Genomic DNA, 15,122 nt, shown 5'->3' on the forward strand with positions numbered 1-15,122 from the left:
TCTAAATTTACTTAATTGGTTTCTTGATTAATAACATAAATTTCTGCATCATTAGATTGCAATTCACTGCATTTATAACGCCAAAAAGCCTGTGATAAATTCTCTTTCAAGCGTAAAGGAAAGACCCATTTACCAAGCCCATAAATACACTCCACAAATTGCGTGGCATGCTCATTACTGCGCGCATGTTCAACCTTACCTGCTGAAAATAGTGGCGAAATAGCTTGATAGCCTAAATGTAAAGGCACAAGCCAACCGCGCCCTTGTTTAACTGATGTAGTTTGCCAATGATCTTTTTCTTGAGGATGATGATGTAACATTGCAGTTTCAACCAAGGCATCAAGCGCTGTAGCATTTGGATCTTTTTGCTGTAGTTCAACGGTGATATCTTGCAAATCTTGCGGTGCTTCAACTAAAACAAAAGCTGGTAATAGTAAATTAGCTAAATCAGCATCTGATTCATCAGAAGAAATTAACTTGACATCACCAATAGATACTACATGACCACCAGCTATACGTTGTTGGTAAAGTTTTTGTTTCATCTGTTGGATAAAGGATTTCTGTTGCTCGGCATCATATAATGTTTCTACATCTTCTATTCTCACTTCGATTAATAATGATACATCAAGATGTACTCGACCTTCTTCAATAATTGAACGAGTACTACCATTTTTAGCTAATGGATTGCGTGTTAATCGAAAAGTATAATCCGCATAGTTGTTTGACCGATAAACTTGTACATCACATTCATGACATGCAATTAACACGCCATCTAAGTAAATAGGATTTTCTGATTCAATTTTACGACTTAAAGCATGAATAGCGCCTAAAAACCCCGAAATAGCTGGGAATCCATACGTTAATGGGCTAGAAATCGCATTAGCATTATGAATTTTGACATGATCAAAAAATAAATAATAATCTGGTAATGCCATTAAAAGATCCCCTCCCTTTTACGTTGACTTACTTTTACCGCAGTACTAAATTCACGGCACCACTCTCTATATTCAGAATCTGAAAATTGCTCTTGAATATTATCAAACTTATTTTTTAAAATTGTTTGAATCCAAAAAGCAAATTGATCTACTAAATCAAGTAGCCATTCGCCTTGTTCATACTGTTTTTTAAAATCCTCTTCATTCTCTAATTGTGCCCGCTGTGGATCAAGCCAAAGTTTTTCATTAAAACTGAGTGAATAATCACGGCTCCAACCAGCTGGTTGAGTAGTTTGAATATGACGAGCAAACTTAAGTAGCAATGATAAAATCACCGCAAATGCATCTTTACGATCATCTCGTTCTTCTACAATATTTTTTGGCGATTCAACCATATCAAACAGTAATTTAAAACCAAATCGACAAAAATATTGCAGTGCATTATTGAAAATTGTTTCTTGTTGTTTAGAAATGGATGGGAATTGAGATTTTTGGAATTTAGGTGGCATAGAGGGTAATAAAAAATTGCGTCCCATTTGACTACCAATAAGTTGGCTTGCATTTTGAGCATTACTGCCACCCAGTTTAACAACGGCTAAATCATGAAAAGAAAAATAAGGTTGATACTCAACATCTTTTTTTCTACGCAACTCTCGTGCACTTTTATTTTCTTCCGAAAATCTGGTTTGTATCTTTTGATAAACTAAATGGCACAAAGCACTAGGATGTAGTGGAATCAGTAAGCGGTAATTATTTTCATGCTGTGACAAATAAGTTTCTTCACTATTCGGCCAGAAAAATTGCTTATTAAGTTCCGAAGCCTGCGCATCACTCCAATTATCTCTAAGTAACTGCTGAAAATTTTCCAAATAAAGAGCAGATTTATTTTTATCATCAGATAAAGCTTCTTGAACAGCAGGGTGATTATTAATAATAAGCTGTAAAATTGTTATATCATTTTTAACAGTTTGGTTTAGCATTCCAAATATGTCTAAAGCCGCAGCGCCACTGGCATCAAAAGGCAAAGTGTTCACTGTAGCAGATGATACTAAATTATTCAGGTTATTAGGCTTTATCTGTGTATTGTAATTTGCGTTACAAGCCTTCGAGCTCGGGTGCACTCCTTTAGCTATATGGGTAGCAATAAGAAGCCATGAAATACGACGAATAGCTGCATCTTCCATCCACGTTTCAAATTCAAATCGCTTGGCTAATTCATCTAATTTTTGCTGAACTTCATTCACTGCGACCTGATCGCCTAACTCTTTTGCTTTTTCTAGCTTAGACGTTTCAGTTTTATAATTACTATTATTGGCAAGCCGTTGTTGCAGAAAATCTAAAATTACTTTTCTTATATCTTGCCAAGCTATGTCATTCATTGCCCATCCTTATTTATCTTAAATTTTAATATAATTAGAATAAAATAACCCTTGCTAAAAATCAAGCAAATAATACAAAAAATAATCTAAAAATAAAATATAAAAAAGAAAGAAGCAAAGAAAAAGTTAAAACTTAACAGGTATATTACATAAAAAACAAAAAAATAATTTAAAAAAATCAATATTATAAGTAAAGCTAGCTAATTTACACCGTCCGAGATTAACGCTTTTATAGACCGCTTATTCAGCGGTAAAATTCACTTCAAAGAAAAGTAAATACTTAACATTTCTCAGCAACCTATACGGCTGTCCGTTCAGAGTATAAAAGAATTAATTCTTTTTTACTAGCAACCATTATTCACCTGACGATATTTTGTCAAAAAGCTTCAGGAAACTATGTGTTTTAGTATAAAAACAATATTCTTTTATCCTTTCTTTTTATAAAATCCTAAATAAGGATGAAAATACCAACTGCTATTACGATATAAGCTTACGCTACAAAATTCATTTGCTAATCGATATGGCGTTTTATTTGGAAAATATTCGGTTATTTTTGCTATGGCTTGCTCGACACTATTAACTAGCCAAGGTTGGATGTTAGGATTAGCAAATGACCAATTTTTATATTCAATTATACTATTTTGTGTATCTTTGCAGCATTCATCTGGTGTTTGCCATGCGATATCTGCATAGCTAAATTGATAATCGCCATCATCGTCAAGTTGGCAAATATATTCATCTTGTGTCTTATCATTTCCTCTAAATGGTGAAATCGCCTGTAAATGCACACAATGGTGATGAGCTAAGCCTTGTTGCCAATAGCTGGTCACATAATTACTTTTACGGGCATTAATTGCAAACAGATCTGCCATGACTTTATGTTCTAATTCAGCTAGCGTTAGTCCATCTTCAGGGCAAGAATGAATACGTGGAACCGCATCAACATTTACTAACTGATGCTCAGGAATTAGTTCATTTGTTTTATGGGTTTTCAGCAAAAATAATGGCTTTTCTTCAAATCCTGGTTTAGTAAAACAGGCTTGATCAGTACGATAATTAGATTCAATCGCTTTTAAATTCGATCCTAATATGGCTACATTAGCTTTTTGAGCAATTTTTTGTGGCCGGTGACGCCATACTCGTCCAACTAACTGAATAATAGATCGCATGGATGATGGTTCTACAATTGCCCAATCATAATCGTGATCGCGCCCAACTTCGGTGACTGGCGTACCTATTACAATAAAAATATGGTTTTCTTTATTGCTACTTTTTATCGCTTGGAGAATTTCGGGTTGGCTAAATAGTACTTGTTCATCACTGCGATTTAAAATTCTATCGAGCTTTTCTTCTAATTGACTACGTAATAACAGCAGTTGCCGAGCATGATAAACCACGATATGAAAAGCAGTATCATTAGGTAACTTCGTTTGTGCATAAATTTGTTGTGTAAGTGAAATAACATCTTCTGTATGGGCAAAACGCATTAAACCGATACTTACCTTTTTTTGTGATTTTTTATCAATTTGATGATAATTTTGGTGAAATTGATAAGCTTGATCTAATAATTGTTTAGCTAGCACACCATAATTGATTTTTGAGTTTTCTGTTTTATTTTCTTGGTAATTTAGTAGATCCAAAATATGCCCTTTACGGCGGATTGCACTTTGTGCTAATTGATGAATGCGCATTGCTACAAATTGTTGATGGTGATCGCTAAACGTTTTAGTATCAGCAATTTGTGATATCGACTGTTCATATTCATCAAACCAGCCACATACTATGGTATTATCGGCATATTGGTTATTTTGATTCCAAATTTTTCGTCCTGCTTGGTAAGCATCAAATAATCCAGCAATTAAATCTGGCGTTAAGGTCGCCGATGACAGTAGTACTTTGCTCCCAAACAATCCAGCTAAATGGACTAAACGCGCCAGCGCTGGCAAGTCGTGTTGATCAAAATCATCTGGCTCATCTAAAATCAAATCTGAGGTTAACAATCTTAACGTTGGTGCAATATATTTACCACCTCGCGTACATTCGCTCGCTTGAATAATATGGTCAATAGTACATGTCACAATGGGCGCATAGAGTAATTGTCTTGCTTTACTGTTTTCGATAATGGTGCCTAATTCACAATCAGCAATACCACTTTCTGCTACATCAATATATTCATCAAGTAACGATTCGATAGATTCACTACCTTGGTTTTCTGATTTTTTTTGAGAATCGTTTTGTTCAATGTCTTCATTACTCAGTTCAAACAAGGTTTTTGTGGCTCGCCCACCCACTAAAATCGCCAGATGTTCATCACTTAAGTGTAATCTTTCTCTTAATGCTTTACCTGTTTGCAACGTTAAAACACGTAATCCCAATGCAATGGTAAAACGCACGCCCCGTTTTGGATTTGAAAGCGCATACATAATCCGCCCATTGGCTAAGGTTTTACCACAGCCAGTCGATGCCATATTCACGCCAAAAAAGCCACATTCATCAGATTGTTGTTGATAACTTTTTGCTAAATCAAAAGCATGATTTTGCCATTGGAATCGTTTTATAGTTGTTCGTTTGGTAAAAGGTTTATGTTGATTGATTGCGGGTAATTCAGTGATTATTTTAGGTAATAAACGAGCAAAACGGGCTGAAAAATTAGCAACACCGACCAAATGATCATCCAAACACTGTTTGGCTTCTTTTTGGTAATTTGTGTTGGCAATCAGTATTGCCCTATTTTTTTTTGCCTCGTCATTTGATAAAGATAAACTTGAGTAGTTATGATCAGCCACCATTAAGCTTAAACGTGAAATATGCAATAAAAACGCGTCAATATTAGACAATTGCATTAAGGGAACATGATTTAGGGCTTTGGTTGCATAACGGCTTAGTTTTTTCAGCCAAAGCTGACTTAAGGTAATATCGCTTTTAAGCTGCAAAAAATCATCGGGCGAAGTATGCTGACTATGACTATTTTTAACCCACCCATCAACTGCATTCAATATTTTATAAAAGGTAGTTATTTTTAAGCCTGAGAGATATGAATCTTTTTCTTGTTTCTTTTTTTTATCACCATCTAATGAAGTCGTTAAAAACGGCATTCGATGATGCGACACAATGAGCCACGCAATCCATTGTGCCAATAACGGTAACTGCGTGAGATCATTTTTGTCAACTTTGGTAAGTTGCTGGTACCAATTAGGATTCTGTTGTTGATATTGAGTAAAATGCGCTAATCGATTAAATAAGGCTTCGTTCGTGGTGCAGTCTTGAATCATTAATAAAAATAATTGCAACGAAATCCATTCATGTCGGTAAGGATCAGCAGCCACAGCCGTTTCCGCTCGTAATTTAGATTGAAAACCAACCGTTGCTTTGCCTAAATCATGAAGTAGGGCTGCTATAGTTGTGATTAATTGAATGGCGGTTGCATATTGACAACAATTTTCGCTGTCACTGCGTAAAATATTACGTTTAGTACGATTAGTTGGGACTCGTCCCTCTTGATTAAACTGACTACGATCACCCACAATCCACAAAAGATCAGTTAAATTTTTACCATGTGTCCAATAACATGCAACAGCAGTATTTTTTCGTGCGGTTTTGCGTAATAATTTATAAAGCGTTTGTAACCCAGCTTCGGTCATTGGGCTTTGCCATGTTCGTTCACCGCAGCGCTCAGCAAACTGATCGATAATCCGCCGTGTTTCGGTTAAGGCATTCTTTTTGCATTGACTAACAAGTAAAATATTCATATTTGATCTGCTATCTGTTTTAAAGTATCAATAATCCTATCAAGTGCACCTAATTGGGCAAATTGCGCAATACATGCCATACGAAATTCTTTTTCACTGTCGCCTTGTTTGGCTGATAAAAAAGCTTGAGGTAATACAATGCCATCTTTAATAATATCTGCCGCATCAAAAACTAAGCCACCACGCCGAGTTTTTCCGTGTAAAATAGCCAGCCCATGTGGTAAACCTAATACCCAACAAGCCGTTGCGCCAAGGCCATAGGCTAAATAGTTACCATGATCTAAAAATTGATTAGCGGGATCATGACTTTTGCCTCGTGTGCCTTGTTCTCGTTTAAATTTGTCATCTTGTAAGGTTAATTGATTTGCCATGCCATAAAGACGTTTGCTAATTCGCCCTTCTGCAGCTAAAAGTGCTTGGCTGTTATCAACATCGGTAAATTGTTGTGTTGCATCAGTAAGAATATGCGCTAACTGCGTTGTATCAACATCCCAATCAAATTGTGGCCAACATTCACTAATAATATTAAGCCGTGTTTGTTGCAATAATTTTGCTGCTTGTAATCGACGTTTGTCATCAAACCAAAATTGACACCAACTTTGTAGGTATTGTGTCGGACGATATTCACTTTGTGGTGAAAAAAACTGACAGGCAAATTCAGATTCGGTTGATGAAAATAGAGGCGTTCCACCTCCACCACAAAAGCCAATCATAACACCTGCTCGTGAAAGCTCTCGCACTGCCGCTTGCGTCAATGATGTTCCCGTACCTAATAAAATACAGGTGGTATTTGCTATTGGGATATTCCAATATAACGACTGCTGACCTTGCTCGGTCACATACTCAACTCGTCCACCATTAACCAAAACACGACAATGCTCTAAATAATAAATATTGGCTCGCTTGGAATGCATGATCGTTTTTAGATCAGAAGCATGAATCATATCCATGATGATAACTGATTAAATTAATTGAAATATAACAAACAAATTAACATTATTTTATATGAAAAACGAGCATTTTATTGTCTATTACGAGCAATTGAGTTATTGCAAAGTTATTAGATTATGGCAGGGATTTTTAAAGACGAGCGATGCTCGTCTTTATCTTTGTGATTAGCAATAAAGTTGCTGTAATGGCGTTACAGTTTGTGCTGGATCGTAATCTAGCGCTGCAGTTGTAGCATAAGCAGCATTCATGGTGGTATCGTAATGTACCTTATATTGAATGGCACTTCGACGCAATATTTTTGACGCTTCAATGGCTGCTCGTCCAGAAGTGGTATTAAGAATGTAGCTATATTCGCCATTTTTTATATGGTCATGGATATTTGGTCGGCCTTCGTTTTCTTTTTTTACAATTTGGCATGGTAGATCTGCTTGTTGTAACACTTTTGCCGTGCCGATAGTTGCGTCGATACTAAATCCATGCGCAATTAATCGTTTAGCAACTTCTAACAGCCTTGTTTTATCCTGATCACGAACCGATAATAATGCTTTTCCTGATTTTTTCATATTCGATAGGCTACCAAGTTGCGCTTTAGCAAAGGCTTCAGCAAAGGTTTTACCGATCCCCATCACTTCCCCCGTTGAGCGCATTTCTGGACCTAAGATTGGATCAACACCACTGAATTTATTAAATGGCAATACCACTTCTTTTACTGAATAATAAGGAGGGATCACCTCTTTAGTCACATGTTGCTTGGCAAGTGATTGCCCTGTCATGACACGAGCGGCAATTTTAGCCAATGGTAAACCTGTTGCTTTTGAGACAAACGGTACGGTACGTGCTGCACGAGGATTAATTTCAATCAGATAAATTTGGTTATCTTTGATGGCAAATTGTCCATTCATTAAGCCTTTTACATTAAGTTCAAGTGCCAATTGTTTGGCCTGCTGTCGTAGTTTGTCTAAAATCTCTGCACTTAAGGTGTGAGTTGGCAGTGAGCAAGCGGAATCGCCAGAGTGAATGCCTGCTTGTTCAATATGTTCCATAATGCCACCAATCACAATTTGTTCGCCATCAGCAATCACATCAATATCAACTTCAATGGCATCATCTAAAAAGTGATCGAGTAAGACTGGTGCATTATTTGATTCGCTTACTGCGGTTTTAAAATAACGCCTTAAATCTTGTTCATTATAGACAATTTCCATTGCGCGCCCCCCTAATACATAAGAAGGTCTAACCACTAATGGATAACCTATTTTTTCTGCTTTGATGACTGCCTCATTAATATCGGTCACTGTTGCGTTGACAGGTTGTTTTAATTTCAGTTTATCGACGACTTCTTGAAAGCGTTGACGATCTTCGGCTTTATCTATAGCATCGGGTGAGGTACCAATAATTGGTAGGCCAGCGGCTTCAAGCGCACGAGCAAGTTTTAGCGGTGTTTGCCCACCGTATTGCACAATAACACCATTTGGTTTTTCAACATGTGCAATTTCAAGCACATCTTCAAGCGTAACTGGCTCAAAATAGAGGCGGTCAGAAGTGTCATAATCGGTTGACACAGTTTCGGGATTACAGTTAACCATAATGGTTTCATAACCATCCTCACGCAGAGCTAATGCCGCATGCACACAGCAATAATCAAACTCAATACCTTGTCCAATCCGATTAGGACCACCACCTAGGATCATAATTTTTTTACGGCTAAATTGAGGATTAGCTTCACACTCTTGCTCATAGGTTGAATAAAGATAAGCGGTATCTGTTGCAAATTCAGCTGCACAGGTATCTACCCGCTTATAAACAGGGTGAATATGATATTGATGACGTAAATCGCAAACCGATTGCTCAGTAGTATTAAGTAGTTTGGCAATGCGTAAATCTGAAAAACCTTTACGTTTTAATTGCCATAATGTTTCTTGATCTATCTGTGCTAGTGACTGCTCTTTTAGCTTGTTTTCAAAATTAACTAGCTCTTCAATTTGCACCAAAAACCAACGATCTATATTGGTTAATGTAAAGATCTCATCTAAACTCAATCTAGCCCTAAAGGCATCGGCAATATACCAAATACGATCGGCACCCGCTTCTTGGAGTTCATAACGAATTTTAGTGATATTTTTTTCATCGGTATAATCATCAATTTTAGGATCAAAACCTGAAGCGCCAACTTCAAGCCCTCGCAATGCTTTTTGTAATGATTCTTGGAAAGTACGCCCAATAGCCATGACTTCACCAACCGATTTCATTTGCGTGGTTAAACGATCGTTACAGCCCGCAAATTTTTCAAAATTAAAGCGTGGGATTTTAGTGACCACATAATCAATCGACGGTTCAAATGAGGCGGGGGTTTTACCGCCAGTAATATCATTAGATAATTCATCAAGAGTGTAACCAACTGCCAACTTAGCTGCAATTTTAGCAATTGGAAAACCGGTAGCTTTAGAAGCTAACGCTGATGAACGTGATACTCGCGGATTCATCTCAATAACAATTAATCGTCCAGTTTTAGGGTCGACCGAGAATTGCACATTGGAACCACCAGTTTCAACGCCAATTTCACGCAGTACGGCAATTGATGCATTACGCATGATTTGATACTCTTTATCTGTCAATGTTTGTGCTGGCGCAACGGTAATTGAATCACCGGTATGAATCCCCATTGGATCGAAGTTTTCAATTGAGCAAACAATAATGCAATTGTCATTTTTGTCTCGCACCACTTCCATTTCATACTCTTTCCAACCTATTAATGACTCATCGATGAGCAGTTCATTAGTCGGTGAAAGATCGAGCCCACGGGTACAGATTTCGTCAAATTCTTCCGTGTTATACGCAATTCCACCTCCTGTGCCACCCATGGTAAAGGACGGGCGAATTATGCAGGGAAAACCAACTTGCTCAAGAACGGCATACGCTTCTTTAAGCGAATGAGCAATGCCTGATCTTGCAGTATCAAGACCAATTTTTTTCATAGCCTCATCAAAACGTTTACGATCTTCGGCTTTATCTATAGCGTCGGCTGTTGCGCCAATCATTTCGACATTAAACTCTTTTAATACGCCTTGTTTTTCAAGCTCTAATGCACAGTTTAATGCTGTTTGCCCCCCCATGGTTGGTAAAATAGCATCGGGTCTTTCTTGTTCAATAATCTTGCGAACACATGTCCAATCAATTGGCTCGATATAAGTGGCATCGGCCAATTCAGGATCCGTCATAATAGTAGCAGGATTGGAGTTAACTAAAATAACGCGATAGCCTTCTTCACGTAGTGCCTTACAAGCTTGTGCACCGGAATAATCAAATTCACATGCTTGACCAATAACAATTGGGCCTGCGCCAATAATTAATATACTTTTGATATCTGTTCGCTTAGCCATAATTATTGCTCCTGCTTATAAATTTTAATTAACTCAATAAAATGATCAAAAAGAGGTGCGACATCATGCGGCCCGGGACTGGCTTCTGGGTGACCTTGGAAGCTAAAAGCTGGTTTTTGGTTGTGATGAATACCTTGCAGTGAACCATCGAACAGTGATTTATGCGTCGCGCGTAAATGAGCGGGTAAACTTGCTTCATCTACTGCAAAACCATGGTTTTGTGCGGTAATCATCACCTGATTATTTTCCAGATCTTTCACAGGGTGATTTCCGCCATGGTGACCAAACTTCATTTTGATCGTTTTGGCACCACATGCCAGCGCTAAAAGTTGATGGCCTAAGCAGATGCCAAAGATAGGAATATCAGTATTTAAAAACTGCTTAATAGCCTCAATTGCATAACTGCAAGGGGCAGGATCACCTGGACCATTAGATAAAAATATTCCGTCGGGCTTTAATGCAAGGACTTCTTTGGCTGTTGTTTTAGCTGGTACGACTGTTAATTTACAACCACGCTCAACTAACATGCGCAAAATATTGCGTTTTACGCCAAAGTCATAGGCAACAATATGGTATGGTAATTGAGTCTCTGGTATTGGATTAGTCTGCTGTTGTTGCCCTGTCCATAATATTCCTTCAGTCCAAATATAACTTGTTGAACACGTCACTTCTTTAGCTAAATCAAGCCCACTTAATCCTTTAAAATTTATCGCCTGCTGTTTGGCTATTTCGGCTTTTTCAAGTAAGGTCTTTTTATCCGTTGCCGTTATGATAACACCATGCTGTGCCCCTTTTTCACGCAAAATACGCGTTAAGCGCCGTGTATCAATATCAGCAATGGCAATAACATTATGCTTTTTTAAATAGCTGGAAAGATCGAGTTCGCTTCTGTAGTTGCTAGCTAATAATGGCAAATCACGAATAACCAGCCCTTTTGCATAAACTTGACCGGATTCGGCATCATCATCATTTGTCCCTACATTACCAATATGAGGATAGGTCAATGTAACCAATTGTTCACAGTAAGAGGGATCGGTAAGAATTTCTTGATAGCCGGTCATTGAGGTATTAAAAACCACTTCTCCAACAGTTTGACCATCAGCACCAATGGATTTTCCGATAAATTGCGAACCATCTTGTAACATAAGCAGGGCATAAGTTTGCATGATTAAAAAGACCTTTTTGAATAATTTATCGATATTTTTGAATATAAATTCAAATTCATTTATCTATAAAGATACAATAATTGACCATTTTATTACACTTTTTTGTACAAAAGAAGCAATATTATAAAAATTATCTTAATAAATAAGTCTAATTTTTGAGACGCTTCTCAACATAAAGATAAAATATTGGGATTATTATAATGTTTAACTTGAATTTGCATAATTATTCAAATAGAATTATTTGAATAATTACGGTTATTAGGAGCAATATTATGCACGGTTTTTATCAGCGCCATTTTTTACGATTACTCGACTTTAGCCCTAGTGAAATCAATCAATTAATTAATCTTGCTATTGAATTAAAACAAGCCAAACAACAAGGGCAAGAACAACAACATTTGATAGGTAAAAATATTGCATTAATTTTTGAGAAAGACTCTACCCGTACTCGTTGTGCTTTCGAGGTTGGTGCATTTGATCAAGGTGCTAATGTCACTTATTTAGGACCAAGTGGTAGTCAAATTGGGCATAAAGAGTCAATTGCAGATACTGCACGCGTACTGGGTCGAATGTATGACGGAATTGAGTATCGTGGTTATGGTCAACAAATTGTTGAAACGTTAGCAAAATATGCAAGGGTGCCAGTTTGGAATGGTCTGACGACCGAAGCACATCCAACCCAAATATTAGCTGATTTTATGACAATGAAAGAACATATAGGAGATCGCCCATTAAGCAGTATTAAATTTGCCTATTTAGGCGATGCTCGGAATAATATGGGAAATTCATTAATGGAAGGTGCTGCGTTAATGGGGATGGAAATTCGATTAGTGGCCCCAAAAGCTTGTCAGCCGGAAGCCGAACTTGTGCAAAAGTGCCAAGATATTGCCAAAACAACCGGTGCCAAAATTATCTTAACTGAAGATGTTACTTTGGGTGTTAAAGATGTTGATTTTTTATACACTGATGTATGGGTCTCAATGGGGGAGCCAAAAGAAGTCTGGGATGAACGAGTTAAATTATTAACGCCTTATCAAGTAAATGAAAATGTAATCAAACTTACCAATAATCCAAATGTCAAATTTATGCACTGCTTGCCAGCTTTTCATGATACCAATACGACAGTGGGCAAACAGATGGCAGCACAATATGGTTTAATCAATGGGCTTGAAGTAACTAATGACGTATTTGAATCTGAGCATAGTATTGTATTTGACGAGGCGGAAAACAGGCTACATACCATTAAAGCGGTAATGGTTGCAACATTAACCAAAGACGAATAATATTATCACAATCAATACAAAGGTGTTTTGTTAAAATAAGCGCCTTTCTTTATTGCCGACTTAATGTCGGCATAATTTTATCTAAAAAGAATATTGAATCATGACCAAACAAGAGCGAAATAAAGATTTTAAAAAATACCTAAAACTGACCAATCCCATTCATTTCTTAGCAGTAGGATTGGGTAGTGGCATGTCACCGATTATGCCAGGTACCATGGGTTCATTAATGGCAATCCCGTTATGGCTTTTGTTCTATGGATTACAGCCAGCTTTATACTGGATATTTATTTTAGTGACTTTTATTTTTGGTTGTTTTATTTGTCAAAAAACCTCGGATGATACACATACTCACGATTCAGGGCATATCGTTTGGGATGAATTTGTCGGCATGTGGATCACCTTATTTTTTATTCCGCAACTTTCAGTTATGTGGGTTGCCATAGCTTTTGTGGCATTTAGAGTGTTTGACATGGTAAAACCTTGGCCAATTCGCTGGTTTGATAAACGTGTACCGGGTGGATTTGGCATTATGGTAGATGATGTGCTTGCCGCTATCTTTTCATCATTCACCGTTTATGCCATGACATTGATTATTTAAGATGAAATTTTATACTAAAACACATGCTTTCCTGAAAGTTTTTGACAAAATTAGACTAAAACATCTTTTGTGACCAACCTAATTTGGTTGAAAGATTATTAAAGTAATCATAATCTTTGGTATGAATCAAATTAAATTCATACGATGAACGACGAATAATTACATCCTGTGTTGGTTTGACCGGTAAAATAATTTGGCTATCACAGGCAATATTTATATCAAGCGCAGTTGTTGGAAATTTAAGATGAATAGGATTATCTCCCTTAATAACTAATGGTCTAACTGCTAACGAATGCGGAAACATTGGTGTAATAATTAATGCGTCTAAATGAGGCGCTAAAATAGGTCCACCCGCTGATAGTGAATAGGCAGTAGAGCCTGTCGGTGTTGCAATAATCAATCCATCAGCCCGCTGTGAAAACGCATTGCGTTCATTAATGTAAACATCATAGTCAATCATATGGGCAACCGTATTGGGGGTCACAACAATTTCGTTCACAGCAAAACTTGAATTAATTAAATTGCCTTCATCATAAATAGAAACTTCTAGTAAAAAGCGAGGGTCATCGTCATATTCGCCGGCAATCACTGGGCTTAATTGTTCAATCACTTGTTCGTGTGATATGTCGGTTAAAAAACCTAAATTGCCACGATTTACACCGATCACTTTAATTTTATATGGTGATAAATAACGCGCAGAACGTAACATATTGCCATCTCCCCCCACAACAATGGCTAAGTCAGCTTGCTGGCCAATTGTTTCTAAAGAAGCATAATGGCTAACGGGAAATTGAATATGGTCCTCCAAGCGCTCTTCAACTAACACACGAATGCCAAGTTTAACAAGCCAATCATAAAGCACTTGATGGGTTTCAATTGCTTCTAACTTACGCGGAAGTCCAATTAGACCAATGCATTTAAACGGTGTTCGCATAAAATATCCTTGTAATTTGTTACATAAAAAATCTGTATTTTTTTTGTCACAGGTCAAAAAATTACATATCAATGTGCCGATAAGCTTGTAATCAGAAAAATTGTCCCCATAATAACCGTTATTCACTAAGTTTTCGACTACATTATTTGGAGTACCTTATGACAGAACAAGATAAAAATATGTCAGAAAATGAAACTAGCATTGACACACCGGCAGAAGATACAATTGAACAAGAAGCAGCGTCACAGCCAAATCTTGAAGAGCAATTAAGTGCAAAAGATGTACGCATTGCAGAACTTGAGCAAGCGTTGCAATTAGCTAAAAAAAATGAAAGTGAAGCGATGATTCGTGCACGAGCTGAAATTGATAATGTTCGTAAACGTGTTGAGCAAGATGTTGATAAAGCACGTAAATTTGCACTAGAAAAATTCTCTAATGAATTATTACCAGTTATTGATAATCTAGAACGCGCTTTAGAATCAACAGACAAAGCTAATCCAGAACATAAGGCCACTGTGGAAGGGTTAGAATTGACATTAAAATCATTCTTAGATACGGTCAAAAAATTTGGTATTGAAGTAATTAATACCGAAGATTCACAATTAAATCCTGATGTACACCAAGCAATTAGCATGGTTGAATCGCAAGAACATCAATCAGGCCAAATCGTTAATACCATTCAAAAAGGTTATACCTTAAATGGTCGTTTAATTCGTCCTGCGATGGTCATTGTTGCTAAATAGTTTA

Annotated in this window: 10 protein-coding genes; 3 read left to right on the top strand and 7 right to left on the bottom strand. The window is 37.1% G+C overall.

Annotated features, from left to right (window positions below):
- Nucleotides 1-11: 11 nt before the first annotated feature.
- The 6 genes from csy2 to carA all read right to left on the bottom strand — a co-directional run bounded on the left by csy2 (nucleotide 12) and on the right by carA (nucleotide 11,560).
- Nucleotides 12-935, bottom strand: a complete 924-nt coding sequence (gene csy2 / locus GQ598_RS02140) for a type I-F CRISPR-associated protein Csy2 (RefSeq protein WP_160402154.1) — start codon at nucleotides 933-935, stop codon at nucleotides 12-14.
- Nucleotides 935-2,314 carry a type I-F CRISPR-associated protein Csy1 gene (gene csy1 / locus GQ598_RS02145; RefSeq protein WP_160402155.1) on the bottom strand — a complete coding sequence of 460 codons (1,380 nt, stop codon included), beginning with the start codon at nucleotides 2,312-2,314 and terminating at the stop codon, nucleotides 935-937. The genes csy2 and csy1 overlap by 1 nt, the downstream gene beginning before the upstream one ends.
- Nucleotides 2,315-2,739: 425 nt before the next feature.
- Nucleotides 2,740-6,063: a type I-F CRISPR-associated helicase Cas3f gene (cas3f, locus tag GQ598_RS02150; protein WP_160402156.1), complete on the bottom strand. Its 3,324-nt coding sequence runs from the start codon at nucleotides 6,061-6,063 to the stop codon at nucleotides 2,740-2,742.
- Complete coding sequence (gene cas1f / locus GQ598_RS02155; RefSeq protein ID WP_160402157.1) at nucleotides 6,060-7,013, bottom strand: type I-F CRISPR-associated endonuclease Cas1f; 954 nt, start codon at nucleotides 7,011-7,013, stop codon at nucleotides 6,060-6,062. Before cas1f ends, cas3f begins: the two co-directional genes overlap by 4 nt.
- Before the next feature lie 165 nt (nucleotides 7,014-7,178).
- Nucleotides 7,179-10,394 (bottom strand): carbamoyl-phosphate synthase large subunit, encoded by a 3,216-nt coding sequence (carB, locus tag GQ598_RS02160; RefSeq protein ID WP_160402158.1) that lies wholly within the window; start codon nucleotides 10,392-10,394, stop codon nucleotides 7,179-7,181.
- Between the two features lie 2 nt (nucleotides 10,395-10,396).
- The gene (gene carA / locus GQ598_RS02165) at nucleotides 10,397-11,560 is read right to left on the bottom strand and encodes a glutamine-hydrolyzing carbamoyl-phosphate synthase small subunit (protein WP_160402159.1); all 1,164 of its coding nucleotides are present in this window, start codon (nucleotides 11,558-11,560) and stop codon (nucleotides 10,397-10,399) included.
- A gap of 272 nt (nucleotides 11,561-11,832) precedes the next feature.
- Here carA and argF point away from each other — a divergent pair, with 272 nt between their 5' ends.
- Nucleotides 11,833-12,843 carry an ornithine carbamoyltransferase gene (gene argF, locus GQ598_RS02170; protein ID WP_160402160.1) on the top strand — a complete coding sequence of 337 codons (1,011 nt, stop codon included), beginning with the start codon at nucleotides 11,833-11,835 and terminating at the stop codon, nucleotides 12,841-12,843.
- A gap of 100 nt (nucleotides 12,844-12,943) precedes the next feature.
- A complete protein-coding gene (locus tag GQ598_RS02175; protein WP_160402161.1) occupies nucleotides 12,944-13,441 on the top strand; it encodes a phosphatidylglycerophosphatase A in 498 nt (165 codons plus the stop codon).
- Nucleotides 13,442-13,496: 55 nt separating this feature from the next.
- On the opposite strand, the gene nadK is transcribed toward GQ598_RS02175, so the two are convergent.
- A complete protein-coding gene (nadK, locus tag GQ598_RS02180) occupies nucleotides 13,497-14,375 on the bottom strand; it encodes an NAD(+) kinase (protein WP_160402162.1) in 879 nt (292 codons plus the stop codon).
- 158 nt (nucleotides 14,376-14,533) lie between these two features.
- Here nadK and grpE point away from each other — a divergent pair, with 158 nt between their 5' ends.
- Nucleotides 14,534-15,118 (top strand): nucleotide exchange factor GrpE, encoded by a 585-nt coding sequence (grpE, locus tag GQ598_RS02185; protein ID WP_160402163.1) that lies wholly within the window; start codon nucleotides 14,534-14,536, stop codon nucleotides 15,116-15,118.
- Nucleotides 15,119-15,122: the final 4 nt, after the last annotated feature.

This window comes from Gilliamella sp. Pas-s95, from assembly GCF_009795795.1.
Lineage (GTDB): Bacteria > Pseudomonadota > Gammaproteobacteria > Enterobacterales > Orbaceae > Gilliamella > Gilliamella bombicola.

Coding starts and splice junctions, on each gene's coding strand:
- csy2 (WP_160402154.1), bottom strand. CDS start 935: ATGGCATTACCAGATTATTATTTATTTTTTGATCATGTCAAAATTCAT.
- csy1 (WP_160402155.1), bottom strand. CDS start 2,314: ATGAATGACATAGCTTGGCAAGATATAAGAAAAGTAATTTTAGATTTT.
- cas3f (WP_160402156.1), bottom strand. CDS start 6,063: ATGAATATTTTACTTGTTAGTCAATGCAAAAAGAATGCCTTAACCGAA.
- cas1f (WP_160402157.1), bottom strand. CDS start 7,013: ATGGATATGATTCATGCTTCTGATCTAAAAACGATCATGCATTCCAAG.
- carB (WP_160402158.1), bottom strand. CDS start 10,394: ATGGCTAAGCGAACAGATATCAAAAGTATATTAATTATTGGCGCAGGC.
- carA (WP_160402159.1), bottom strand. CDS start 11,560: ATGCAAACTTATGCCCTGCTTATGTTACAAGATGGTTCGCAATTTATC.
- argF (WP_160402160.1), top strand. CDS start 11,833: ATGCACGGTTTTTATCAGCGCCATTTTTTACGATTACTCGACTTTAGC.
- GQ598_RS02175 (WP_160402161.1), top strand. CDS start 12,944: ATGACCAAACAAGAGCGAAATAAAGATTTTAAAAAATACCTAAAACTG.
- nadK (WP_160402162.1), bottom strand. CDS start 14,375: ATGCGAACACCGTTTAAATGCATTGGTCTAATTGGACTTCCGCGTAAG.
- grpE (WP_160402163.1), top strand. CDS start 14,534: ATGACAGAACAAGATAAAAATATGTCAGAAAATGAAACTAGCATTGAC.